Below are 25,652 nucleotides of genomic sequence, written 5' to 3'. Positions count from 1 at the left end.
ACGGACTGCGCGCGGTCGATTCAGCGCGACACACGAAACCTCGGAGAGGCAGGGGACCTATGCGCTCATGTCGCCGATGCAGTAACCCTCGGAGCCGATGCGCAGGGTGAAGTCTTTCGTGGCAGTGACGCCTGCGGCGTTCGTGATCGGCACGGTGACAGAGAGGTAGTCGAGCTGTAGCGGAGTCGACTCGATGTCGTCGCCGGCGAACGCCTTCGTGCCGGTCAAGAGGTTGGAGTTCGTCGCGAACGGGGGTGCGATCGGGTTGCCCGTGCCCTCGGGATCCCAGGTCTGAGCTGCGGAACAGACGAGTGGGTACGCGCCCTCGACGTCGTCGGGGCTCAGCGGTGTGCCGACCAACCGCGACAGATAGCGGCGTACGACGTGCCGCGCGTCTGCGGGAGTGAAGTCGCCGTTCGACCCTGTCGCGTAGACCCGGGGGCAGGCGTAGCCAGATGCGATCTCGCTGCGTTTCACAGCGACGGTCACACCCGCACCCGTCCACGTGACCGCGTACTGACCGTCCACGCCCGGCTCGGCGAGCGCCGCCAGAACCGAATCCTTGTCGCCGTACATGGTCGGGATCTCGAGCGGCGGAACGGTCCAGCACTTGCGAGTCAGGACCTCGAGGTCCCCGGTGACGAGGTCGGCGGCCCAAGGTTGGAGGGCGGGCGCTGCGGCCGGGTTGGACGGCACCACGCCGATCGGAACCTGGGGTGCTGGCGTCGCAGCCGGGCTTTGCGACTGGGCGGGAGGCGGTGATGCCGTGGCGGATCGGGTCGTCGGCGCCTGGGTCGGAATCCCCGACTGACCATCGTCGGGAAGGCAGGATGCCAAGGTCAGGACCGATGCGGCGCCGGTCAGGCAGGCAAGGAGCGCTCTCCGGTGTCGGTACACGCTTGCAGCACCTTCCTGTTGACGACCAGTAACACTAAGTGTGCCCGGCAAACACGCACCGACTACGCTAGCCGACTGTGGAACCCGTCTATAAGACCATCATCGGTATCGCGCGAACGGTGTTCGCCGTCCAGGGCCTGAAGTTCACAGTCAAGGGCGACGAGAAAGTTCCCGCCGAGGGTGGCGCGGTAATTGCCGTCAACCACACCGGATACATGGATTTCACGTACGCCGGGCTGCCCGTGCGCACGCCCAAGCGGTACATCCGCTTCATGGCGAAGAAGGAAGTCTTCGACAACAAGATCTCCGGGCCGATCATGCGCACGCTGCGGCATATCCCGGTCGACCGTGTAGCCGGTGCGGAGTCCTACAAGTCGGCGGTGGACTCGCTGCGCCGCGGCGAACTGGTCGGCGTGTATCCGGAAGCGACGATCAGCCGCAGCTTCGAGATCAAGGAGTTCAAATCCGGCGCCGCGCGGATGGCGATCGAAGCCGATGTTCCCATCGTGCCGATCGTGATCTGGGGCGCACAGCGCGTCTGGACCAAGGGATTCCCCAAGCGCATGGGCCGGACCAACACTCCGATCTCGATCATCGTGGGCGATCCAATTCAGCCATTCGAGCCCGCGGTCGAACTGACGAACCTCCTCCGCAAGACCATGCAGGACCTGCTCCTGGAGATTCAGGAGAACTACGAGCACCCCGCGGGCGAGTATTGGGTTCCCAAGCGCCTGGGTGGCGGCGCGCCGACACTGGAGGAAGCAACCGCGCTCGACGACGCCGAGGCGCAAGCTCGGGTCGCGGCGCGCAAGAAGGAACAAGGCGACTCATAGGAGGCAGCTGTGCGGCGGGAGCCTGTCTACGACGTTCTGAATGCGCTGGCGCGCGGCATGCTGGCTGCGCAGGGACTTCGGATCGTGATCGCCGGCCAAGACAACATCCCCCGCTCCGGTGGTGCGGTGCTCGCCGTCAACCACACCGGCTACCTCGACTTCGTCGAAGTCGGCTTGATCGGCCGCAACAGGGGACGCAACGTCCGCTACATGATGAAGGCCGAGTTGCAGCAGAACCGGATCGTCGCGTTTCTCATGAAACATTGCAAGGCAATTCCGGTGGACCGATCAGCAGGCTCGGAGGCGTACAAGCTGGCAGTCGACGCGCTTCGCAACGGGGAAATCGTCGTGGTGTATCCCGAAGCGACGATAAGCCGGAGCTTCGAACTCAAGGAGTTCAAATCGGGCGCTGCGCGCATGGCTCTCGACGGCGACGTGCCGATCATTCCGGTCGCGATCTGGGGTATCCATCGCGTGTGGACGAAGGGATTCCCCCGCCGGCTGGGTCGGCACAGGTTCCCGGTGAATATTCGGATCGGTGAACCGATTCCGCCGACCGGCTCGCGTGATGAACTGACCGCGACGATGCGTTCGGCGATGGAGCTACTGCTGGCTCGTGCGCAGGAGGGTTACGCACACCCGGCCGGCGAACCGTGGGTCCCGGCGCGCCTCGGTGGCAGCGCGCCCGACCTCGCCGAGGCGCACCGGCTCGAGGAAGAAGAGCTGGCCGCGCGCCGCGCCAAGGCTGCGCGCGGCAAGTAGTCAGAAGGGTCGATTGGTCGGCACGTTGACGAAGCTCGGCACGTTGGGATCGAGCTGGATATGTTGCGGACGCAAGCCACTTTCGTTGAGCAGCGGACGCAGGGGGAGACCGCGCGGGATGTTGCTTGCGAACACGTCGACCCGGAGTCGGTGGCCCGGCTGGAGTACGGCGTCTGTTGCGGTGAGTCCGACGTCGAGGACGGTCGGCACGCCGGGGACCAAGGCCTGGCGCGTGGCGAGTGAGAGGTTCGGGTACGGATCGGTGTAGTCGCCGTTCGCGGACGTCGTCGCGCGTGAATCGTCGACGGCGCGCAGCGATGCGGTGAGCTGCCCCGAGGTCAGGACCGTCGACTTGCCGTCGGGTGCAACGTCGTTCAGCGTCGCGGTCCAGTAGCCGTCGGTCGCGTCGAGCACGGTGTTGAGATGCAGGTTCACTGGACCGGAAATTTCGGTCGGCACGCCGACCGGTGCGCTCGTGAATGTCAGACCGTTGAGTTCGTGTGCGCGAGCGTCTTCCGCGCAGAAGTCGAGACCGAGTACCCCGATTCCGGCAGTGATCTGAGAATTGTCGCGCGAGCAGAGGCTCATCACGCCGGGGCCGACGGTCAAGCGGGCAGGACCGCCCGGCTGGGTTGTGAGACTGCCGTCGTGCACGCTGAACATCGACGTTCCGCTGGGCGCTGCGTTGAGGTACAGCCGCTGGTAGTCCATGCCCGGACGCGGGAATGCGCTTGTCGTCGTCCAGGTTCCGCCCTGCTGGAAGAGAGTCACGGGACCGTAGGAATCGATACCGTTGTCGATTCCCTTGAGCCACTTGTCGAACCACGCGCGCTGCAGTACGTCGATGCGCGGCGGCTGTCCGGGCCGGCCGTAATCGCTTGCCGGCGTTGCGTGATAGGTGTCGCCCATGACGAGCTGCTTCTGCCCGGGCGGCAGGGGGATTGCGTTGTAGATGCGGGGCTCGGAGTAGGTGAAGATGTCGTGCCAGCCCCCGACGACGAACGTCGGGATCCGGATCTGGCTCGGGTCACCGCGCCAGGCTTCGCGTAGCGGGCTGCCTTCGTCGAGAACCGCATAGAGGTCCGGGGGTATCTCCGGGACCGATTGCACGGTGAACGCTTCGATGATCGTTTGGACGAAGACCATGGGGTTGGCCGCGCGGTCGGCGAGCCATTGCCAGTCGAAGTTGCCTGTGACGATCGACTGGACATCCGGAACCAACTTGAGCAGGTTGACGCCGAGCAGCCAGGGCGGGATGAAGCCGACGCCTATCGCGCCGCCCGTCGCGAGCACGTCGCGAGTCAGGTCACTGCCGGGTTCGACCGGAAAGATCGCTTTCAATGCCGGTGGGCGGTGCTCGGCCGCGTGTACCTGATTGATCGCCGAGTACGAGATGCCGTTCATCCCGATATCGCCGGTGGACCACGGCTGCCGGCTTGCCCAGTCGATGACTTCGACCGTGTCTGTCTGCTCGCGCTCCTGGAAGACCTGCCATTCACCTTGCGAGAACCCTGTGCCGCGCACATCGACCACGACCTGGGTGTAGCCGCTCTGGATCAGCTTGCGGTCGACCGCGAACGACCGCGCGATACCGCCCGGAAGTGTTCTGGTGAGGTCTGTCAGTCCGCCGAGGCCGATGCCGGACAGGTCGAAATCGCGGAAGAAGTTGATGAGGAAATCGGAGAGGACCGGGATGTTGGTTGCCGAGTCCGCGAAGACGGACGCGAGCTTCGTGTACGGCGTCATGTTGATGACGGTCGGCGTGGGGGTTTCGACCAGGCGGCCCGCGGCATCGACCGGGCGGTAGACATTCGCCTTCAGGACGGTGCCGTCGCTCATCACGATCGGTACGTCCCAGTCGATGTGGACCTGGCCGGGATAGAGCGGCGCGCCGTCCTGGGTTGCTGTCCACTGTCCGCCGAGTCCGCCGCCGTCCGGTGCCGCGGATGCCTGCGGCACGACGAGCGATGCCGTCACGACGAGAGCACAAGTGGCCGCGACCACGATCCGGCGCAGTCTCCTGGCGTAGACCTTCATACGACTCGACCCTCTCGTCCCGCAACGATGCGAACACACCCCGGCAACGAACGTATTACGCCGTACGAGCGAATGTGCCGGAATGTACAGAACGAGGGGTCGTGTCCAATCAGCTAGCTACCGATTGCGTGCAGGTTCTTCGCTGTCGGCGAGCTCGGGACGTCTTCGGGCTTCGGGCAGGTGCCAAGCACGCGGTCCGCGGTGCCGGAGCTGGTGACCGTGAACCAGTAGTGCTCGTTCTTGTAGTGGTGGTTGCGGTGATTGCGCCAAATTGCCTTGTAGATACGGCCTTTCGGCTTGTAGTCGCTGTGGATGAGGTAGTGGGTCCACTCGTAGACGATGCCGAGCGTCGCGACGAACGTGAGGTACGTCAGGCCGAGTCCGATGCGCGGGAACGCGAAGACCGAAATGGCCAGTGCCACCGGAAGAATCCAGAACAGCGCTTTCCACGGGATGAAGATCAGCGGTATGTCGCGCGGATTCACGTGGTGCTCGCGATGCTTTCGGGACAGTAAGGGATCCACGGTGAGCCCGGCGACGTGCCGCGGCTTCCAGTGCAGGATCGTCACGTGCACAACCCATTCGAAGAACGGGAACACCGCGAGCATGACGAGTGGCACGAGTGCATCGCTGATCTGCCAGTCGCCCACGATGATTCGTGCTGTGAGAGCTGCGACGAGTGTTCCGGAGATCATCCACGGCGAGGGATGGCGCCAGAATTCGCGGCGCGCGTCCTGCAGCGAGAAATTCTTTCGGATCGGTGTACGGGTGCTCATCGTTGAACCTCCAGGGCTGAAATTGCGGTGATCAAAGCCGAGGTCGCGGGTTCGAGCAACTGGTGCGCGGCGCGTCCTGCGGCCTGGGGTTTGCCGGCCGAGATGGCATCGGCAAGTTTTTGATAGGCCTCGGGGTGGCCCACTTCTTCGGACATGACGGTTGCCAATGCGGTGATCGCCGGCTCGTAGGCGGCGCGCAGAGTGTTGTACATCAGCCGGAAGGCAATGGAATCGGCGCCGTCGACGATGTCGTCCCAGAAGGTCATCGCGATCATTTGCAGCTCGACGGGATCGTTCTCGGTACGCAGCCGATCGATCGAATTCTGCAGCGGCGTCTTCAGTTTCGGGCCGCTGCGCTGCGCGGCTAGCTCGGCGATCTTGGGACCGTTGTGCAGCCGCGTCTCGAGGATGCTGCGCGCGACGTGCACGTCCAGCTCGCCTGCGCGGAGCAAAAGGCGCGGGAGGAGGTCGAGGCCGGCGGTCTTCTTGTAGTCGCGGACAGTCGTGGCGTCGCCCTGGCGTACCTCGACCAGGCCGGCGGCGGCAACGCGTTTGAGCGCTTCGCGGACGGCAGGTCGCGATACGCCGAGGACTTCCGCCAGCCGGCGTTCGCTCGGTAACGACTCGCCGGGGCTCAGCTCACCGCTGATTACATCCGCGAGAATCTGCTCGAAGACGTCTTCGGGTACCGAGCGCCGCGCGACGGGTGAGAGGGCCATGTATCCCAGGATGCGCCAGCAGATGGCCAGACGTCAAGTGGTCAGACCAGTTTGGTTGCCTCCCCGCCCCCGCCGAGAGTGCACTTGCTGTCGCAAACTTCGAGTGCGGGCGACGATAAGTGCACAGTCGCGGAGGGGGCGGGCTGGGTGGAGTGCCCCGACCTAGCTTTCGCATCCGACCCCGTCGTTGTCCGCATCGAAGCGGTGCGGATCGGGCGACTCGACGCGGAAGCCGCGCTCTGAGATCTCGCCGCAATCCAGGTCCGGACCCGACGGGATGCAGACGGTCGGATAAGCAGGGTCGCAACTGTCGGCCTGTGCCGCCGCTGTCGGCGCGGCGACGCCAAATCCCATGAGCGCGAATGCAATTGCGGGGACGATGGCACAAGCCTGCGTACGACGCAGGACACGGTTGGACATGATTTCGATTCCTCACAGTGGACGTCATTGTCGACTGCTCATGCCCGACTCACTTGCAGCTAGATAGGTTTATCACGGAGCGGTAACGGAAAGGAATCATTCATTCGAATGACCCCGCTAGGGAAACCAGCGGCTCCGGATCGTCCGCGTGAACGTCGCGTAGTGACCGGTCGCTTCGTCCAGGTAGAAGATCGGGCGCTTGCTTGTCGACGCAGGAATCGGTTTGTCGCGCAACGGCCCCGCGATCGGTCGGTGCCATTCCGTCATCGGAATCTCCTTGACGGTTCCCACGAGCTTGGGACGCTGGTCGATGTCGAGCCCCCCGAGCGCGCCGTCGAGGTCGGCGGCGGTCAACGTTGCGTCGGGTACGAGTGCCACAGCGGTCACCGCCATGTCAGCCCCTTCCGGCGCAGGCATCGAGTAGGTGAGCGCGAGGTCGACCGCCGGAATCTTGCCGACCGCTGCCGTGATCGGCAGTGAGAAGACGACGCCGCTGACAGTGCGGATGATCGTGCTGAGCGAATCGATCAGCCAGTAGTCGCCGTCACCGTCGCGTCTTGCGAGGCTCTCGCTCGAGAACCACCGATCGCCCCGCTCGAAGAGATTGCGTAGCGGCGGTGCCGATATCGCGGTTGCCGGGCCGATCTTCGCGAGCAGTAGACCGATCTCGTCGACGTCAGCCTCGATTGCATAACCGTCGTCACCCTCGCGGATCGTGCCCGTCGAACGGTCCCAGCGAACGACGCGAACCTCCGCACTGCCAGGCAACGGCCGGCCGAGGGAGCCAGGTTTCGTGGCGTCGATGTTCGCGAGGATCGCTTCGCCCTCGCTGGTTGCCCAGAAGTCGAGGACGGTTGCGGGTGCGAAGCGCTCGACGACCCGCCGCCACAGGCTGCGCGGCATACCGGATCCGACGAACAGCCGAATCGGATGGCTGATCTCGTTCGGGTGTGGATCGGCATTGACAACGTCACGCAGCTGCGCCCAGCTGTAGGAGACGATCGTGACGCCGTAGCGACGGACCTCCGACCAGAAGGTGTCCGGATCGAGCGTGCTCGCCATTGCGAGTCGAGCGCCACCGGCCACCGCGCCGCCGATGCTGGTCAGCAGGCCGGAGGGGTGGTAGATGGGATTGATGCTATAGACGGTGTCGGTCTTGGTGATCTGCCCCGAGGTCGCCGTGCCGAAGGCAGACAGCGCGTAGCGGCCGTTGGTGATCCGAATGAGCCGGGGGTTGTCGTAGTCGCCGCCGAAGAGGATGAACGCGAGATCGCTCGCCCTTCCCGGGTTCGGTTCGTACCAGTCCGGTAGTCGCTCGGAGCCGTCGGACGGTGGGAGGAAGCCGCCCTCCGGGTCGTTCCATGGCCGGAGCAGCAGCAACTCCTGGACCGGTCGCCCGCCGGCGTCGATGTCCGCATGATCGGGGTCGACGACCACGCGAGTGACCTCGCCGAGTTCGAGCTCGCGGGCGAGCGTCGCGCCGGGGCGCAGCAAAACCGCGACGGCGCCGATCCGGTTGAGCGCGGCCAGCACCGCGAGTGCAGTCGGTCGCGTGTGCATCAGCACGCCGACGTGCTCGCCGATCCGAACCTTCGACGCGAGCAGTTCGCCGACGGCTGCGTCGATGCCCTTCTTGGCGTCGGCATAGGTCACCACGTGATCTTCGAAGAGGAAGAAGGCGTTCTGCGGGGCGTGGCGTGCCTGTTCGTCGATCAGCAATGCCATCGACAGTCGGGTGTCGGCGTCGATCCGGCGGATTCGGCGCAGGCGGGGCGACTGTGTCCCAGTGACTTTCGCGAGTCGGCCGAGGTTGCGGGCCGAGCGTGCGGTCGAGTTCGCGAGTGACCGGATTGCCGCGCTACCTGCGGAAACGACCAGGTCGACCCGTTCTGCGGCGGCCGGTGGCTCCGGGTCGCTCGCTTCGCCCACGAGCGTCATCGCCTCGGGTTTGGGCGCTTCTTCATCGAGCCAGTGCATCCAGTCGGCGACGACGGGCCATGTCTTGGTCATGGCGGTCCGGCCGACGACAAGCCCGAAATGTCCTGCGGGCAAGGGAACTTCGTAGATCTCCGGACGCGGCGCGGCTTGGCGAATCGGGCGCACCGCCGCAGGCGGTGCGATGTCGTCGGATTCGCCGACGAACGTCAGGATCGGCGAGTCGATATCGGCCAGCGAGACCGACCGATCACCAACGGTGAACCCGCCCTTGAGCATCCGGTTGTGAATCAGGAACTGCTTGAGGAACTCGGCCAGTGCCGGGCCGGGCCAGGCTACCCAGCCGTCGCTCATGAGGTAACGCCGCTGACCCTCGCGCGGCAGGAGTGCCTCGCGGTCGTGCAACGCCATGAGGAAGTCCGCGCGTTGCTGCAGTGACTTCACCGGGTCGAGCATCCGGAAACCGGCCTTGGTCGCCCAGCCGGGGACCGATGTCTTCTTGAGGACCCGATCAGCAATCAGGCCAACACCTTTCACGGCAACGTCTTCGGGAATCCCGAGTGGAATCGCGCCGCGTAGGTCGACGGGGCTACCGAAAGTGATGAGGCTGGCGATGCCTGCACTTCGCCGGTACGCGGCGGTCTGGTAGCAGAACATGCCGCCCTGCGAGTACCCGGCGAGGTGGACGTCGTTGCCCGTCGCGTTGCAGACGAAGTCGACAGCTTCGTTCACGGCGAGGACGTGGTCGGTGAGGTTGCGCTCCAAGCCGCCCGGTTCGTGTTCGGGAGACCCGAAATCGACGAGCCAGGCATCGACGCCCAGTTCGTGCAGCGTGCGGACCGCACTGGTCTGGGGCGACACGTCGTAGACGTCCGCGGTCAGCATCAGCGGCGGAACGAGGAGTACCGGTCGCCCGGGTGTGTCGTCGCTGGGGAAATAGTGCCGCAGCCGGAAGATCCGGCCCTGCGTGGCCACGTCGAACGGCGCGGGTTTCTCGCCGGTTTCCAGGCCGCCGAGCCGCGCCACCTCGAGCGAGTTCTGTACGGTTCTGCCGATTCGGCGGGAGATCTTCTTGACTGGTTTCGCTGTCACTGTCCACTCACTCCTGGAACGACGGGGCCGACTCGCAACTGTGTAATCCCTGCGGAACGACTACATGCCATGCCGGCTCTTTCGACGTATGCCGCGACTGTGTCGTTCGGCGGATATACCCGAATCCCGTCATACTTTCCGTCCACGACCGTCAAAGTACGCCACGGTGAACTGCGCAAACCAGGGTTTCGGCGGATCGTCGGCCGCCTAGGTGTGCAGTGCGAAGAATCCGACCATCTCGTACCTATCGCTGGGTAGTCGATAGAGAATCTTGCCCAGATACGCGCCGGGAACGACTTGGACCAACTCGTCCCGGATACTCCTGATGACCAGTCCGGGGTTGTCCTCGACGTCCGCGTAGTCGATGACCATGACCTGCACGTCCGGATCGGCCTTGCCTGCCTCGTTGTAGGTTTTGAAGTCGAAGGCGAGCTTTCCGCCGACGGCATCCTTCATCTTGTACAGCGGCCAGAGCAGCTTCGACGGCAGCGCCGCACTCGAGACCATTCGGTTGTCGCCGGTCCCCGCGTCGGCGTCGAAACGCTTGCCCTGCCATGGCATCCAGAGGTTGGTGATCGCTCGGACCGCCGGATCGAGAACTGCGTTCGTGGTGGTCGTGACGAGAATGCCGTCGGTCGGTCCGTCGAGTTCGGTCGGTATTTCGCCCAGTCGGAACAGGGCGTCGAGTTCGGCTTCTGCGGCTTTACGGTCGGCGCCGGCCCGCTCTTTCAAACTCGAGATCCAATCCCACGCCTCGTTCTTCGCAACCTCGGCATCGGTGCGTGCCCGCAATTGCGCGACTCGTTCTTCGACGGATTTCGGCGCGGCTTCGGTGGACATGAACAGTCCTTTCACGGGGCGAGTCCTCAATGTAACGCAGGTCACACTTGGGCCGTGGGCAGTCCGCGGCTGAGCCTTGCCGACGGTGTGATCGAAAGCTTCGTCATTCCTGCTGTGCAGCAAGCTTGCTGCCTTCGATGTCGAGGTCGGGCATCGCCCGATCCAGCCACTTCGGCAGCCACCACGCGGAATGACCCAACAGCTTGAGACCCGCCGGAACAAGCGTCATCCGGACGATGAACGCGTCGATCGCGACGCCGACAGCCAGTGCGAGTCCGATTGATTTGATGACGGCGTCGTCGGCGAAGATGAACGATCCGAAGACGGAGATCATGATCAACGCCGCAGCCGTGACCACTCGCGCGCTGTGCGACATACCGTCCTCGATCGAGCCCGTCGGATCGTTGGTATGGACGTACTCCTCACGAATGCGCGTAACGAGGAAGACCTCGTAGTCCATCGCCAGTCCGAACAGGATGCCGACCAGCAAGACAGGTAGGAAGCTGACGATCGGCCCAGGCGTCTCCACTTTGAACAGCCAATCCAGATGTCCCCACTGGAAGACTGCGACGGTGAGGCCCATCGAGCCGCCGATCGACAAGAGGAAGCCGGCAATTGCCTTGGCGGGCACCAATATCGAGCGAAAAACCAGCGTCAGCAGCACGAGTGCGAGTCCGACGATCAGCACCAGAAACACGGGCAGTGCCGCACCGAGCTTGTCGGAAACGTCGATGTTCGACGCGGTCGGACCCGTCACGTACACCTGGGCGTCGCTCTGGTCGCGCACTTCCGCCGCAAGTTTGCGGAGGTCGTGGACGAGGTCGCTCGTTGCTTCCGTAGCGGGGCCCGAGCTCGGCACAACAGACACGATCGCGACGTCACCGGCCTGGTTCGGGACCGGGGGCGTGATCGCCGCGATGCCTTTGATTTCCTCCTTTGTCTGATCGATGCCCTGCTGCGTGAGTTGCGCGACGTCCGTTCGTCCCGGCACGTACACGACCAGGGTGAGCGGTCCGTTGAATCCTGGTCCGAAACCTTCGGCAAGGAGGTCGTATGCGCGCCGCTCGGTCGTGTCGGTGGATTTGCTGCTGTCGTCGGGGAGACCGAGTTCGAGGTCGAGCGCCGGGTAGGCGAGCGCGCCGACGGCGGCAACGCAGAGTAGTGCTGTGACAAGCGGTTTCGCTGTGACCCATTCAGCCCAGCGTCGGCCGAACCCCGCGGCCGGGTCCGCCTTGTCCTGCCGGCGCGCGAGCGGTCCTATGCGGCCGCTGTTGATGCGCGGTCCGAGCAGCGCAAGCAGAGCCGGGACCAGCGTGATCGAAATCAGCACCGCCACTGCGACGGTGCCCGCAGCCGCCACACCCATTGCCGTGAGGAACGGAATGCCGACGACCGACAGACCCGCCAACGCGATGACAACAGTGAGGCCGGCGAACACAACCGCGCCGCCGGCTGTCGCGGTCGCCATCTTGATCGACTCGGCGACGGGCATACCGTCGCGCAGCTGCTGGCGATGCCTGGAAACGATGAACAGCGCATAGTCGATACCGACGGCGAGCCCGAGCATGAGGGCGAGAGTGGGTGTAGTCGAGTTCACCTCGACGACGCTGCTCAGCGCTTGGATACCGAGTAGCCCGATGCCGACGCCGACGGCCGCGGTCAGCAGCGGCATCCCTGCCGCCACCAGTGCGCCGAAAGTGATTGCCAGGACGACGAACGCGATCACGATGCCGTAGAGCTCGCTGCTGTGTCCAGCCGCTTCGGTCGTCGAGATGACGCCGCCCGAGAACTCGACCTGAAGGCCCGCCGCCCGCGCCGGCTCGGCAGCGTCCTGCAGGGCGGCTTTGGCTTCGTCGCTGATCTTGTCGACCGTGACGGCATATTTGATGTCGCCGAACAGAATTCGCTTGTCGGGACTCAGCGTGCCCTGATCGAAACCGGTCACGGCAATGACCTGCGGTGCAGTCTTGGCCTGCTCCAACGCTTTCTGGCCGACATCGCGATACGCGGGCTCGTCGAGCGTGTGCCCGGGCGGGGCAGCGACAACGACCCGGGCGCTCGCACCGCCGGTGCCGGGGAACTTTTCCGAAAGGAGGTCGATGGCCTGCTGCGATTCCGTGCCCGGAATGGTGAACGAATTGCTGACGGGCCCCGAGAACGCGGCGGCCGATGCGCCGACCGCGACGAGAATCAGGAGCCAAATCGCCGTCACGGTCAACCGCCGACGAACGATCAGATTGCTCAACCTGTACAGAAAGTTCGCCACGCTGGACTCCTAGGTAGTCCCGGACCGATTCGGCCAATGCTAATCCGAGTGGGTGGTTGTCGGGGCGTTGTGCGAGTGGCCACCGCAAGATCAGCCTGGTCGGCGGGCGGGCAGGATGACACACCGTTGACACGCCGAGCGGCACGGTTTGGCAACCTCAGCTCGGATCCGACCCCCGAATCGCGGCCAACCACATGGCTACTGCTGCTGCGACGCAGGTTGCGCCTACGAACGCGGCAATCCCGCCACCGTCGATGTAGACCCAGAGCAACCCGACGAGGGGAGCTGCGACCGTTTGCTGCGCATCCAGGGTCAAGCGCCGCAACGGCCGCCCGACCTCGACGCCCACGGCAGCCGCATCGACGTCGGGCATGGACGGACTGTCGACCAGCCGCCCGACCGGTTCCGTATGCCGCACGGGCCCAGACGCATACAACCGATGGCCCTCCCACACGACCTGCGGACCCGCCACGACCGCAACGGTCGGCGCCGGCATCGACAGCAGCACAGGATCGAAAAAGACCGGCACCCAATATGTTCCGGAAGGAACCTGGACCTCGATCCACGACCTGCTCGTCAGGCGATGAACCTGGCGCACTCGCCGAACCCCGACGGGGACACCTTCGCCGCGCTTGCGGAACGCGGTGAACAATGTGTAGGCCGTGAACGCGTCGACGCCGATGAAGACGAGCGCAAGCGCGCTGATCTGGTCGAGTGCACGATCGCTGGATCCGGCAGCGGCGGCGATGCCGAACCCGACACACGCCGCCAGCACCACACCCGTCAGCGCGATCGGATACGCGAGCGGCGCGCTACTTCGTGAAGCCAATGGCGGTGTAGTCGTAGGACGCAAGGCCGGGCGCACCGAAGTTCGCAACGCTCGCACGGATTCCGACGTTTCCGGGCGACTGAACGAGCGGAATCGAGAAGCCCTCTTCGAAGACCAAGCGATCGACCTTGTTTGCGAGTTCGTTCGCTTTCACCGGGTCGAGTTCGGCGATTGCCTGCTCGATCAGCGCATTGATCTCGGGCGAACCGATGCGGCCGAAATTGCTCTGCAGGTCGTCCGGGTTGTACGCGTAGATCTGGGGCAGGGACGCCAGTGGGAACGCGTCACCGACCCACCGGAAGTTCGCCAAGTCGAAGCGACCCGGAATGACGACGTCCGGGAAGAAGCCTTCGCCCGGGAACGGGTCGATGATCAGGCGCACGCCGATGTCTGCGAGGTCCTGCTGAACGATCGACGAAACCTGTTGCCAGTAGTCCGATTTGTACATGACATTCCGGATCTCCAGCTGCCGCCCGTCTTTCTCGCGGACGTCACCGACGAGTTTCCAGCCGAGCTCGTCGAGTTCCGTCCGGGCTTGCTCGGGGTCGAATGCGATGGGTTGTGCGTTGTCCTCGTAGCCGACCTGACCTTCGAGGAAGATGTGATTGTTCAGCAGGGTGGGATCTTCGACGATGCCGTGGTGCACCGAGTCGGCGACCTCCTGTCGGTTGATCCCCTTCGAAATCGCCACGCGCAGTTTCGGATCGTTCAGAATCGACCCCGGCGCACCGTTGAACGTGATGTGCGTGAACTCGTTCTCGAGCGCGCATCTGACCTCGAGACCGGAGACGTCTTGCGTACCGCGCAGGTCGTCGACGGTGCGCAGGTCGGCCGCATCGATCTCGTCGTTCTGCAGCGACTGAACCAGCGCCGAGTCTTCGAGGACGATGAAGGTGATCGAGTCGAGCTTCGGCGTCGCGCCCCACCAGAGGGGGTTGCGGCCCAACGTGATCCGATTCTGCGTCTTGTCGATGTTCTTGACCACGAAAGGTCCCGCGGTGAGCGGAATGTCGTTGAGCAGCGACGTGTTGAACGCCTCGGGCGTCGCAGTGACGGCCTTCGGATACAGCATCGCGTTGCCGGAGAACTGGCCCCGCCACTCGGCGTAATGCTGCTTGAACGTGATGATCGCCTGCCGGTCGTCGACGCCGCGTTCGATCTTCTCCACGCGGTCGAAACCGTTGGTCGTCGCGAACCTGTATCCCTCGGTCGCGCCACTCAGCGCGGCACCTTGCGATTGCAGGTCTTCCCACGTGATCGGCGTCCCGTCGGACCACACCGCTTTCGGGTTGATCGTGTACGTGACCTGCTGCGGATTCTCGTTCGTCAGCGCAATGTCGGTGAAGTAGTCGGTATTGATCGTCAGTGCGGCGGTCGCGTCCACGCTGTATGCGCGCGGCATGATCGCCCACAGAATCTTGGCGATCTCGGCGTTGTTTCCGTCGACGTTGAGCGCATTGAAATTCTCTGGAAAGCCCGTCAGCGAGAGCCGCAGGTTTCCTCCGTCACGGATCTCGCTCCTGTCGAGGGGATTGATGTCGTTCTGACCGGCGACGACGTCGCAGCCGATCGTGTCATCGTTCGCGCTGCACGCTGGTAACAGCATGCAGAGCACCACAAGCGGTAGGGCGAGCCGCAGTCTCATTTCTCGAATCCGATCGACGTGTAGTCGAGCGATGCCAAACCCGCCGCGCCGTAGTTCGCCAGATTGCTACGGACGCCGACGATGCCCGTGGACTGCAGCAACGGCAGCGAGAAGCCTTCCGCGAAGACCAACTTGTCGATTTGGTTCGCCATCGCACGCGACTTCTCCTGGTCGAGTTCGGAGATGGTCTGTTCGATCAATGCGTTGATTTCGTCGCTGCCGATCCGGCCGTAGTTGCCCTCGACCTCTGGTTTCAACGCGTAGATCTGCGGCAACCCGGCGAGTGGGAACGCATTGCCGGCCCACGCGAAATTCGCGAGATCGAACCGTCCGGGATTGATCACGTCCTTGAACAAACCTTGTCCCGCTGTGGGTTCGACGATGAGCTTCACGCCGATCTGCTGCAGGTTGTCGAGCATGATCGCCGAGATCTGGTCCCACGATTGCGATTTGTACATGACGTTGCGGAGTTCGAGTCGACGGCCGTCCTTGACCCTAACGTCCCCTTCGAGCTTCCAGCCGAGTTCGTCGAGTTCCTTGTTGGCCTGGTCGGGGTCGTACGCGACGACGCCGGAGTTGTCCTGATACCCGAGCTGACCGTTGAGGTAGATGTGGTTGTTCAGCGGCTGCGGGTCGTCGACGAGCTGATTGAGGATCGCGTCGGCGATCTCCTGCCGATCGATACCTTTCGCGACTGCCACTCGCAGCTTCGGATCGGCCAGCAGCGAACCCTCGGCACCGTTGAACGTCACGTGCGAGAAGGAAAGCCCTGGGGCGCACCGGATCGAGATTCCCTCGTTGTCGTACACCACTTTGACGTCTTCGATCGTGCCGAGGCCGACGGCGTCGATTTCGTTGTTCTGCAGCCCCTGGACGCGTGCGGCATCGTCGAGAACGGAGTAGGTCACCGTGTCCAGCTTCGGAGCATCGCCCCACCACAGTGGATTTCGGCCCAGGGTGATGCGATTCTGCGCCTTGTCGATCGACGTGATCTTGAACGGTCCCGCGGTGACCGGGATGTTGTCGCGAAGCGAATCGTTGAAGGCAGCGGGGTCTGCGGTGACAGACTTCGGATAGAGCGGTCCGGCGAACTGGCCCTGCCATTCCGCGTACGGGCGGCTGAACGTGAACACGACCTGCTTGTCGTCGACACCGCGCTCGATCTTCTCGACGCGATCGAAACCGTCCTTGCCTGCGATCTTGAAATCGGGGTTGACGCCGCTCAGCGACTCGGCCTGGGACTTGACGTCCGCCCAGGTGATCGGCGAACCGTCCGACCACACCGCCGCAGGATTGAGCGTGTACGTGACGATCTGCGGATCGGTGCTGGTCAGCTGGACGTCGGTGAAGAAGTTCTTGTCGATAGTCAGCGCGCCCTTGGCGTCGGTGACGAACGCCCGGGGCATCATCCACCGCAACATGGACGTGGTTTCCCCGAGGTTCCCGTCCGCGTTCAGGTTGTTGAAGTTCTCCGGGAACGCGGACATCATCAGCCGCAGGTTGCCACCGTCGCGGACCTCGTCGCGAGGTTTCGCATTGAGGTCGCTCTCACCGCCGAGACTTGGGCAGCCGAGATCGATGTCTCCGCTGGAACCGCAGGCGGGCAACAACAATCCCACCGCTGCGACCGGCACGACGAGTAGCTTCGAGAACCGCATGGGCCAAGCCTTTCCGGAGAACAACCACACCGCGTTGGGGCAGCCTAGTTCACCGGAGGGCTCGACAGCTCACTTCAGAAACCCGATCTTGGTGTAGTCGTAGGACGCGAGCCCGGTCGCACCGTAGTTCGCAAGACTGTCCCGGACACCGACGTTGCCCGGAGACTGCATCAGTGGCAGCGAGTGCCCGATCGCGAAGACCTTTTTGTCGATCTCGTTCGCAATTTCGATGGCCTTCTGCGGATCCAGCTCCGCAATGTCCTGCTCGATGAGCGCGTTGATTTCGGGTGACCCGACCCGACCGTAGTTGCCCTGCTTGTCATCTGGGTTCAGGTAGTAGATCTGCGGCAGGCCCGAGAGCGGGAATGGATCGCCGACCCACGACCACAGTCCGAGATCGAAGTTTCCGGGGATGATGACGTCGTCGAAGTAGCCCTGCGACGGCTTCGCCTCGATGATGACGTTGACGCCGATTTCGCCGAGGTCGCCCTGGATGATCTTCGCGATGTCTTCGCCGGTGTTTGTCTGCGACGTGATCAGGCGGACGTCGAGCTTGCGCCCGTCCTTCTCACGGACGTTGCCGTTGAGCTTCCAGCCGAGGTCGTCGAGTTCCTGCCGGGCCTTGTCGGGGTCGTATGCGACGACAGCGGAGTTGTCCTGGTAGCCGTCCTGCCCCTTCAGATAGACGTGGTTGTTCAGCGGTTCCGGATTGTCGACGACGCCGTTCTGAATCGCATCGGCGACTTCCTGCCTGTCGATGCCCTTGCCGATCGCAAGGCGCAATGCGGGGTCGCTGAGAATCGCCCCCTCGGCTCCGTTGAACGTCACGTGTGAGAACTGGTAGCCGGGTGCACACCGGATGACGACGCCGGGTGATTCCGAGGCGGTCTGCAGTTCGTCGATGGTGCCCAGGCCGACAGCGTCGATTTCGTTGTTCTGCAGCGCCTGCACGCGCGCCGAATCGTCGAGCACGAGGTAGGTGACGGTATCGAGCTTCGGCTTGTCGCCCCACCACAATGGGTTGCGAGCCAGGGTAATTCGGTTCTGGCCCTTGTCGATCGACTGAATCAAGAACGGGCCGGCGGTAATGGGCAGGCCTTCGAGGAGTGAATTGTTGAACGCCTCGGGATTCTCGGTAGCCGACTTCGGGAACAGAAACGAGTTGCCCGCGAACTGCCCCTTCCATTCCGCATAATTGGACTTGAACGTCAGCACGGCCTGCTTGTCGTCGACACCGCGCTCGACCTTCTCGACGCGGTCGAAACCGTTGCTGATGGCGATCCGGAAATCGGGGTTCTGCGTGTTCAGCGCGTCGGCCTCCGACCGGATGTCTTCCCAGGTGATCGGCGTTCCGTCCGACCACACCGCTTCGGGCCGAATCGTGTATGTGACCTGCTGGGGGTTCTCGCCGGTCAACTCGACGTTCGTGAAGTAGTCCTTGTTGACGGAAGGTTCGCCGGCGGAGTTGGTCGTGAACGCGCGCGGCATCATCCAGCGCAGCATTCCGGCTGCTTCGGCTTCGTTTCCGTCGATGTGCAGAGCGTTGTAGTTCGCCGGGAGGCTGCCGAGCGACAGTCGTAGGTTCCCGCCGTCCTGTACCTCGCTCGGATCCTTCGGGTTGATGTCGTTCGCGCCGCCCAAGACGTCGCAGCCGACGCTCACGTCGCTATTGGAACTGCACGCGGGCAGCAGCAGCCCTAATGCAACGACCGGCACGACAAGCAGCTTCGTGAACCTCAAAGGACTTCGCCTCTCCGGAGAACAACGACCAACCGTTGCCAGCAGACTAGTTCAACTCAGCTCCGCGGTGGCGCAGGCGTGGGAATCGCTTCCAGCAGCGCCTGCGTATAGGAATGCTTCGGAGCGTTGAATACCTCACGCGCAGTGCCGGTTTCGACGATCATCCCGCGGTACATCACGGCGACGTCGTGTGCCAGGTTTCGGACGACGGACAGGTCGTGCGACACGAACAGATACGACAACTTGCTCTGGTCCTGCAGATCGCGCAACAGATTGAGGACGCCTGCCTGGATCGAGACGTCCAGCGACGAGACGGGTTCGTCGAGAACGAGCAACTCGGGCTGCAGCGCGAGCGCGCGGGCGATGCTGATGCGCTGCTTCTGGCCGCCGGAGAAATCGGCGGGGTAGCGGTCGGCATGCTCAGGGCGCAACCCGACGAGTTCGAGCAACTCGGGCACCCGCCGCCGGACCTCGGCGCGGGACCTCCCGTCGATACGCAGCGGCTCTGCGATGACGTCGAAAATCGGCAGCCGCGGATCCAGCGACGCCGTCGGGTCCTGGAAAACGATCTGCATCTTGCGCCGGATCGCGCGCCGCTGATGTTTCGTCAGGCCGGCGGCGTCGTGGCCCAGCACCTCGATCGAACCGGACTCCGGCTTCACGAGGTTCAAGATCTGCGTCAGCGCAGTCGACTTGCCGGAACCGGACTCGCCGACCAGTGCGAGCGTGCGTCCCGCACGCAGTTCGAAGCTGATGCCGTCGACCGCACGGACCTCGCCGTGCTTACGGCGGAAGACGACGCCACTCGTGAGCGGGTACGTCTTCACCAGATCGGTCACCTTCAAGACGACATCCGAGGTCGCCCGAACTTCCTCGGCGATCTCGATAGTGGTCTCCTGCTCCCGAAACGCATCGAGCAACGTGTCGCGCGTGACGTCGAGAGCGCGGATGCAGGCCGCGCTGTGTGCGGGCCCGATCGTCAGCAGCGCGGGCTCGGCTGTGTGGCAGTCGTCGATGGCGACCGGGCACCGCGGCGCGAACGAGCAGCCCGGTGGCAGGGCGTGCATTGCCGGCGGAGAGCCCATGATCGGAACGAGCGGCGCCCGGAACGGTCCGTCCATGCGCGGAATCGAGCCGAGCAGGCCGGCCGTGTAGGGCATCCGAGGCTTTGCGAAAAGCTCTGCCACGGGGGCAGATTCGACGATCCGGCCCGCGTACATGACGACCACGCGATTCGCCAGCGTCGCTGCGATGCCCATGTCGTGGGTGATCATCACGACGCCGGCGCCGGTGATGTCGCGCGCCTTGCGGAGCAAATTCAGGATCTGGGCCTGGACGGTGACGTCGAGTGCGGTCGTCGGCTCGTCGCAGATGATCAGCGCCGGATCGTTGGCGATCGCAATCGCGATGACGACGCGCTGCCGCATGCCGCCGGAGAACTCGTGCGGGAACGCCTTGGAGCGCGTTCGTGCGTCGGGGATGCCGACCAGATCGAGCAGGTCGATCGCGCGCTCGGTGGCTTCCTTGCGGTCCTTCGCAGTGCCGTGGACGAGCAGTGCCTCGGCGATCTGATCGCCGACCCGATAGACGGGCGTCAGCGCGGAGAGCGGGTCCTGGAACACCATGCTGATCGACTTGCCGCGCAGCTTCGACAATTCCTTGTCGCCCTTGCCGATCAGTTCCTGCCCGCGCAGTTTGATCGAACCCGTGACGCGTGCGTGGTCGGGCAGTAGTCCCATGATGGCAAGGGAGGCAACAGATTTGCCGGATCCCGACTCGCCGACCACACCGAGCACCTCCCCGTCGGTGACGCCGTAGGAGATTCCGCGGACCGCATCGATGCGGCCCTCCTCGCTGGCGAAACTTACTGTGAGGTCCGATATTTCGAGGAGCGGGTGCGAAGTGCCCGAGTCCTTGCTCAGGTCGGTCGTTGCCACTTACTTGACCTTCCGCTTCTTGCGGGCACGCTTGGAGCTCGGATCGAATGCGTCGCGCAGGCCGTCGCCGACGAGGTTCGCCGAGAGCACCGTGAGGACGAGCAGACCGCCGGCGAACAGGAACAGCCACGGGTAGGTCAACGCGGATTTGGTGCCGACGTCGATCAGCGAACCGAGGGAGACGTCCGGTGGCTGCACGCCGAAGCCGAGGTAGCTGAGTCCGGTTTCGGCGAGCACCGCGCTACCTACGCTCAGCGTTGCGTCGATGATCAGGATCGATGCGATGTTCGGAATGATGTGGCTGAGGATGATCTTCCAGGTCGGCGCACCCATGTACCGCGCCGCCTGGACGAACTCGCGATCTCGCAAGCTGAGCGTCATGCCGCGCACGATGCGGGCGGTGATCATCCAGCCGAAGACGGCGAGCAGCACGATGAGCAACACGATCGAGTCACTCGACTTCAGTCGCGGCGTGAAGATGGCGATGATGATCAGGCTCGGCACCACGAGCAGTAGGTCGACCACCCACATGATCGTCCGGTCGGTCCAGCCGCCGAGGTAGCCCGCGACCGAACCGACGATCGCGGCGATGGAGGTCGAAATCAAGGCGACCGCGAAGCCGATCAGCAGCGACTTCTGCAGTCCGCGAAGAGTCTGCGCGAGTACGTCCTGCCCGATCAGGGTGGTGCCGAAGGGATGTTCCGCGCTCGGCGGCTGCAGGCGCGCCCGGGGATCGCGCATCTGGTGATCCCACTCGAGGAAGTGCGGCAACACGAACGCGGCCACGAACAGGAGAATCAGAATTGTCAGCCCGACGATCGCCGGCTTGTTTCGGAGGAAGCGGCGCAGAATCAGCGAGCGCCGGCCCATGGGTGCAGTCGTGATGTCGACCTTCGTCGCAAGTTCGAATTCGGTCATCCGACACGCACCCTCGGGTCCAGGGCGGCGTAGACGATGTCGGACAAAAGGCCCGACAGCAGCACGACCATTCCGGTGAAGGTCGTGATCGCAACGACGATGTTGGTGTCCTGGGACTGGATGCCGATGATCGCCCATTCGCCGATGCCGTGCCAGCCGAAGATCTTCTCCGTGAACACGGCGCCGGTGACCAGCGCCCCGAAGCCGTAGGCGAAGAACGTCGCCATCGGAATCAGGGCCGTACGCAAGCCGTGTTTGAACAGGGCTTTGCGCCGGGTGAGACCTTTCGCGCGCGCAGTACGGATGAAGTCGCTCTGCAGGACGTCGAGCATCGCGTTGCGCTGGTACCGGCTGTACGCGGCGATTCCACCGAGAGCGAGCGAAAGGGTCGGCAGGACCAGATGCTGAGCGCGGTCGACCAGTTGTGGCCACAAGCCGTCGATCGCCGTCGCAGACGTCTGCCCGGTGAACAGAAATATCTGTTCACCCGTCGCGGAATTGACCTCGATCGCGCCGAACTTGAGAAGCGTCGCGAGCAGGAAGACAGGTGTACTGAGGATCAGTAGCGACAACGCGGTCGTGAAGTAATCGCTGAATTTGTATTGTCGGATCGCGCCCGCCGCCCCGACGAGTACGCCGACGACAGCGCCGATTATCGAGCCGAGTACGAGTAATTGCAGGCTCACGCCGATTCGGCGGCCGAGCTCCTCGGACACGGGATGGTTGGTGATCGTGTTCCCGAAGTCTCCGTGAATCGCGCCGCTGAACCACTTCACGTACCGCTCGGGAATCGGATCGTTCAGGTTGAGTTCGTCGGCGGTCGCGTCGATGACCGATTGCGGGGGCCGGGGATTCGTCTGCTCGAACCGTTCGAGCGGCCGGAACGTCAGTGAGGTGAGGCTGAACGTCAGAAACGACGCGAGCAGCAGGAGCACCAGATAGTTCAGCGCCCGCCGCAACAGGAAACCCGCCACCTGAGTCCCTTCGTCGTCGGAGTTTGCCGGGGAAGGCAGTTAGCCGGGAATGCTACGACAAACCGATCACGGTCACCGACTAAGTCCGACCTGACGTTTACGGCGCCGGGCTGGTGACGCTGACCAGGAGCGAAATGACCGTCTAGTTGGGGCGCGTCGTGTTGCGTCGGGCAGTATTGACCAGGTGATCAGCAGCCGACCCGACCGCAGTTCGATCAAGCCGCGTCTTGTCGCGAGTGATGTCGACGGCACGCTGATCGACCCCGACGAACACGTCAGCGCGCGCACCAGGGCTGTCGTCCAAGCGCTCGTCGCAGACGGGGTTACGTTCGTCCTGGCCACCGGTCGGCCACCGCGCTGGATTCCACCCATCGTCGACGGGCTCGGTTTCGCACCACTCGCAGTGTGCGGAAACGGCGCGGTGATCTACGACAGCGGTACGGATCGAGTGCTGAGCGCGCACTCACTCGACGTCGACACCCTGACCTGGGTGGCCGAACTGGCGACCGACATCCTGCCCGGCTGCGGACTGGCCGCCGAGCGAGTCGGTGCGACCGCGCACGATGCCGCGACTCCGCAATTCGTCAGCTCGCCGGGTTACGAGCATGCGTGGCTCAATCCGGACAACACCGAAACATCGCTCATCGACGTGCTGGCCGCGCCGGCGATCAAGTTGTTGATCCGGTTGTCCACGGCAACAAGCGAATCCATGCGCGCGGCGTTGGTGCCGATCGTCGGCGACCGCGCCGACATCACCTACTCGACCAACAATGGCCTGATCGAGGTTTCCGCACCGGGCGTCACCAAGGCAGCCGGTCTGGCGATGCTCGCGGAACGGTTGTCGACCCACCCCGACGACATCATGGCGTTCGGCGACATGCCCAACGACATTTCGATGCTGAAGATGGCAGGCCACGGCGTCGCAATGAAGAACGCGCACCCGCAAGCCCTCGCCGCTGCCGACGAAATTACGGCATCGAACAGCGAGGACGGCGTGGCGCGCGTTCTCGAACGCTGGTGGAGCTAGCCGGTATACGCCTCTTCGTAGGAGTTGTTGTACGTCTTCAGCATCGTCGTCACGAAGCCGGTCGCCTTGTTGAAGACCATGTAGCCGAGTTCGAAGTCGGCGCGCATGCCCTCAGGAACAGGGAACTCGTCCGTCAACGGCAGGCCGAGCAACCCGCTGTCGAGACCGGTCGCGACGAACTGCTGCATGATCTTGCCGAGAACGGTGACCACCTTGCCGCCGGGAGCGGTGTAGATGAAGCCGTTGGTGAACTTCACGAACTCGAAGCCGTCCTTGGCCCGGCTGATCGGCGTAAGCGGTGTGCCGACGTTGCTGTTCTCGCCGCCGTCGGCAAGCCACTTGTCGGAGATCGGGTGATTGACGCCGAGCCGGACCATCTCGGTGACCAGTCGGCGCAGGTCCTCGTTGGTTGCCGGTTCCGGGCGCGACTCGACCGGCGGGATGACCGCGGGCGCAGGCTCGGCGGGCACGACGTCGACCTGCAGTTCGGTGGCGGGGGGCTCGTCGGCAGGCGGTTCGGTTGCAGGCAACGCGTCCGCAGGAGCAGACGTTCCCGGATCGATCGGCTGCGATTGTCCTGATTCGCCGGAATCACCTGCGAGAGTGGCCGTCTCACCGTTCGAGGTGGCCTCCGCGATCTCGCGGATCGTGTCCAACTCGGCATACGCGGCATCGCCCGGGCATTCGGTGTTCCCGACGTCTCGATGCGCGAAGATCACCGGCAGGTCGACCTCTTCGCCCTCGGCGTAGGGCGTGAACTCGGTGCCCTCCGAGTACATCGTCGTCTCCGACAGTGGGTCGATTCCCGCGATCTTCAGGCGCCAGCCGATGAATTTGCCGATCGCCTCGAGCGTCGCATTCGTCGGTGCTTCCTCTTCGAAATTGCCCATCATCGCGACGCCGACGGTGTTCTCGTTGAAGCCGCCCGCGTGCGCACCCTGGACAGGTTCGTCCAGGCCGCCGTAACGACCCTCGAAGATCTGCCCGTACTTGTCGACGAGTGCGTTGTAGCCGATGTCGCACCAATCGAGTGTCTCCGCGTGGTACGCGTAGATCGCGCGCACAATCTCCGCAGATTCGGACCGGCTGTAGTCGTTGTTACCCGCGGTGTGGTGAACCGTTGCGCCACTGACGAAGTCGTCGTATTCCGGATCCTGGCAACGGATGTCTTCGTCGGCTCCCCACTTCGCCCTGCTGATCACCTTCGGGCCGCCGTCCGGTAGCGCGGACGCGACATCGGACAGGTTGGCGTCGTTGGGATTCGAGCCTGGGTCGATGAGGACGACCGACATGTCGTCGGACTGCGCCGGCGTCTCGTGCAACGGACGCGACATCGATGCGGGCGTGTAGCCCAGCGGCTGGCCGGCGTCTGCCGCGGGCGCATCGGGCACGGGAACGTGCGCAGGGTCGCTGCCCGGGACAGGTGCGGCGAGCGTCTTTCGCGCTATCAGAACCTGCGCGGCGTTGGTGTTGCCGACGTAGACCGGTTCGGTACCGCTCTTTCCGCCCGCGGGTGTTGCGTCGGTCTTGCGCGTATCGATCTGCTCGGTGGACCACCACGGACCCCACTCGCCGTTCGGCAGCTTGACGCGAACCTTCGCGTCCGCGTTCGCGAGGTCGCTCGCGGTGATCGCGATCATGCTGAACGGGGTGTCTCGGGACACCTCTTTGACTGTGGTGCCGTAGGTGTCGATGACGCCCGGCGGCAGTTGATCCGGCAGTAGTGAGCCCGGTCCGGTGAGCGCGTCGAGGTCTGGAATCGGCAGGCTCGGAAGGCCGTTGGGCAACGGGATCTCAGCCGGAATCGGCAGCTTCTTCAGATCGCCGAGATGCAGGTCGGGCAGGTCGAGGCCGGTCAATTGGCGGAGCGGGATGACGATGTCCGGTAGTGCTGCGAGCACGACGGAGGCGATCTGGGTGGGGATTGCGTCCGTCGTATCGTTCGTCTCGGTGACCCCGGACGGCGAAGATCCCAGCGTATAGGCCGCGAACGGACTCGCCACTGCAAGCGCTGCCACGGCGCCCAGAACGATCGAAGGCTTCGGTCGGCGGTGCGGCAAGAGAATCTCCCTGGTCTAGAGCGTCTGGTGCGGCGAACTGTTGTGTGTCGAACGATCTGCGTTTTCGGCTGACAGCAGTGCGTCGTCGTCGGCTGTTTTTCAGGACAACCGCCGTCAAGAACGACTGTGCGATCGGGGTCGGGCGCTGCTCGTGATGCAGTTGTTACGCGTATGACGATTGCTTTCGAATCGCCACATAAGTAACACTAGCCTCAATAACCCCAAGACTCAACCTCAACTAGAGAGTTATGTCGGGATCGTAGCGGTATCGGGGGCCGGTCGTGCGG

19 protein-coding genes are annotated in these 25,652 nt (G+C 64.0%); 3 read left to right on the top strand and 16 right to left on the bottom strand.

Translation table 11 applies throughout. The features are described from left to right. Positions 1-57: 57 nt before the first annotated feature. Positions 58-696, bottom strand: a complete 639-nt coding sequence (locus JGU72_RS16560; RefSeq protein WP_233532499.1) for a hypothetical protein — start codon at positions 694-696, stop codon at positions 58-60. Between the two features lie 278 nt (positions 697-974). On the opposite strand from JGU72_RS16560, the gene JGU72_RS16555 reads away from it, so the two are divergent. Continuing rightward, positions 975-1,730 carry a lysophospholipid acyltransferase family protein gene (locus JGU72_RS16555; RefSeq protein WP_199685037.1) on the top strand — a complete coding sequence of 252 codons (756 nt, stop codon included), beginning with the start codon at positions 975-977 and terminating at the stop codon, positions 1,728-1,730. Positions 1,731-1,739: 9 nt separating this feature from the next. Further along, on the top strand, positions 1,740-2,492 hold the full coding sequence (locus JGU72_RS16550) for a lysophospholipid acyltransferase family protein (RefSeq protein ID WP_199685036.1): 753 nt from the start codon (positions 1,740-1,742) through the stop codon (positions 2,490-2,492). Here the strand turns inward: JGU72_RS16550 and JGU72_RS16545 are convergent, their stop codons facing one another. The 14 genes from JGU72_RS16545 to JGU72_RS16480 all read right to left on the bottom strand — a co-directional run bounded on the left by JGU72_RS16545 (position 2,493) and on the right by JGU72_RS16480 (position 22,278). Then, positions 2,493-4,529, bottom strand: coding sequence for a CocE/NonD family hydrolase (locus JGU72_RS16545; RefSeq protein ID WP_199685035.1), 2,037 nt, complete (start codon positions 4,527-4,529; stop codon positions 2,493-2,495). Between the two features lie 113 nt (positions 4,530-4,642). Then, the gene (locus JGU72_RS16540) at positions 4,643-5,305 is read right to left on the bottom strand and encodes a sterol desaturase family protein (RefSeq protein WP_199685034.1); all 663 of its coding nucleotides are present in this window, start codon (positions 5,303-5,305) and stop codon (positions 4,643-4,645) included. Continuing rightward, positions 5,302-6,024, bottom strand: coding sequence for a FadR/GntR family transcriptional regulator (locus tag JGU72_RS16535; RefSeq protein WP_199685033.1), 723 nt, complete (start codon positions 6,022-6,024; stop codon positions 5,302-5,304). Before JGU72_RS16535 ends, JGU72_RS16540 begins: the two co-directional genes overlap by 4 nt. A gap of 162 nt (positions 6,025-6,186) precedes the next feature. After that, positions 6,187-6,444: an excalibur calcium-binding domain-containing protein gene (locus JGU72_RS16530; protein ID WP_199685032.1), complete on the bottom strand. Its 258-nt coding sequence runs from the start codon at positions 6,442-6,444 to the stop codon at positions 6,187-6,189. A 117-nt stretch (positions 6,445-6,561) separates the two neighbouring features. Further along, positions 6,562-9,471: an alpha/beta fold hydrolase gene (locus tag JGU72_RS16525; protein WP_199685031.1), complete on the bottom strand. Its 2,910-nt coding sequence runs from the start codon at positions 9,469-9,471 to the stop codon at positions 6,562-6,564. A gap of 207 nt (positions 9,472-9,678) precedes the next feature. Continuing rightward, positions 9,679-10,311, bottom strand: a complete 633-nt coding sequence (locus JGU72_RS16520) for a hypothetical protein (RefSeq protein ID WP_199685030.1) — start codon at positions 10,309-10,311, stop codon at positions 9,679-9,681. A gap of 103 nt (positions 10,312-10,414) precedes the next feature. Further along, a complete protein-coding gene (locus JGU72_RS16515) occupies positions 10,415-12,577 on the bottom strand; it encodes an MMPL family transporter (protein WP_199685029.1) in 2,163 nt (720 codons plus the stop codon). Between the two features lie 157 nt (positions 12,578-12,734). Beyond that, positions 12,735-13,406 (bottom strand): hypothetical protein, encoded by a 672-nt coding sequence (locus tag JGU72_RS16510; RefSeq protein ID WP_233532498.1) that lies wholly within the window; start codon positions 13,404-13,406, stop codon positions 12,735-12,737. Next, positions 13,390-15,051 (bottom strand): ABC transporter family substrate-binding protein, encoded by a 1,662-nt coding sequence (locus tag JGU72_RS16505; RefSeq protein ID WP_199685028.1) that lies wholly within the window; start codon positions 15,049-15,051, stop codon positions 13,390-13,392. Before JGU72_RS16505 ends, JGU72_RS16510 begins: the two co-directional genes overlap by 17 nt. Beyond that, positions 15,048-16,709 carry an ABC transporter family substrate-binding protein gene (locus tag JGU72_RS16500; RefSeq protein WP_199685027.1) on the bottom strand — a complete coding sequence of 554 codons (1,662 nt, stop codon included), beginning with the start codon at positions 16,707-16,709 and terminating at the stop codon, positions 15,048-15,050. The genes JGU72_RS16505 and JGU72_RS16500 overlap by 4 nt, the downstream gene beginning before the upstream one ends. A 69-nt stretch (positions 16,710-16,778) precedes the next feature. Then, positions 16,779-18,449, bottom strand: coding sequence for an ABC transporter family substrate-binding protein (locus tag JGU72_RS16495; protein ID WP_199685026.1), 1,671 nt, complete (start codon positions 18,447-18,449; stop codon positions 16,779-16,781). A 56-nt stretch (positions 18,450-18,505) separates the two neighbouring features. Then, positions 18,506-20,386, bottom strand: coding sequence for an ABC transporter ATP-binding protein (locus tag JGU72_RS16490; protein WP_307828475.1), 1,881 nt, complete (start codon positions 20,384-20,386; stop codon positions 18,506-18,508). Then, positions 20,387-21,304 (bottom strand): ABC transporter permease, encoded by a 918-nt coding sequence (locus JGU72_RS16485; RefSeq protein WP_199685025.1) that lies wholly within the window; start codon positions 21,302-21,304, stop codon positions 20,387-20,389. It lies immediately after the preceding gene. Then, positions 21,301-22,278: an ABC transporter permease gene (locus tag JGU72_RS16480; RefSeq protein WP_199685024.1), complete on the bottom strand. Its 978-nt coding sequence runs from the start codon at positions 22,276-22,278 to the stop codon at positions 21,301-21,303. The genes JGU72_RS16485 and JGU72_RS16480 overlap by 4 nt, the downstream gene beginning before the upstream one ends. Positions 22,279-22,462: 184 nt before the next feature. Here JGU72_RS16480 and JGU72_RS16475 point away from each other — a divergent pair, with 184 nt between their 5' ends. Continuing rightward, positions 22,463-23,305, top strand: a complete 843-nt coding sequence (locus JGU72_RS16475; protein WP_374101121.1) for an HAD family hydrolase — start codon at positions 22,463-22,465, stop codon at positions 23,303-23,305. On the opposite strand, the gene JGU72_RS16470 is transcribed toward JGU72_RS16475, so the two are convergent. Beyond that, on the bottom strand, positions 23,302-25,365 hold the full coding sequence (locus JGU72_RS16470) for an N-acetylmuramoyl-L-alanine amidase (protein WP_199685023.1): 2,064 nt from the start codon (positions 25,363-25,365) through the stop codon (positions 23,302-23,304). The two genes, JGU72_RS16475 and JGU72_RS16470, sit on opposite strands and share 4 nt — an antisense overlap. Between the last annotated feature and the right edge of the window lie 287 nt (positions 25,366-25,652).

The organism is Antrihabitans auranticaus, assembly GCF_016481275.1.
Classification (GTDB): domain Bacteria; phylum Actinomycetota; class Actinomycetes; order Mycobacteriales; family Mycobacteriaceae; genus Antrihabitans.
This window is presented reverse-complemented; position numbering and strand designations above follow the sequence as displayed.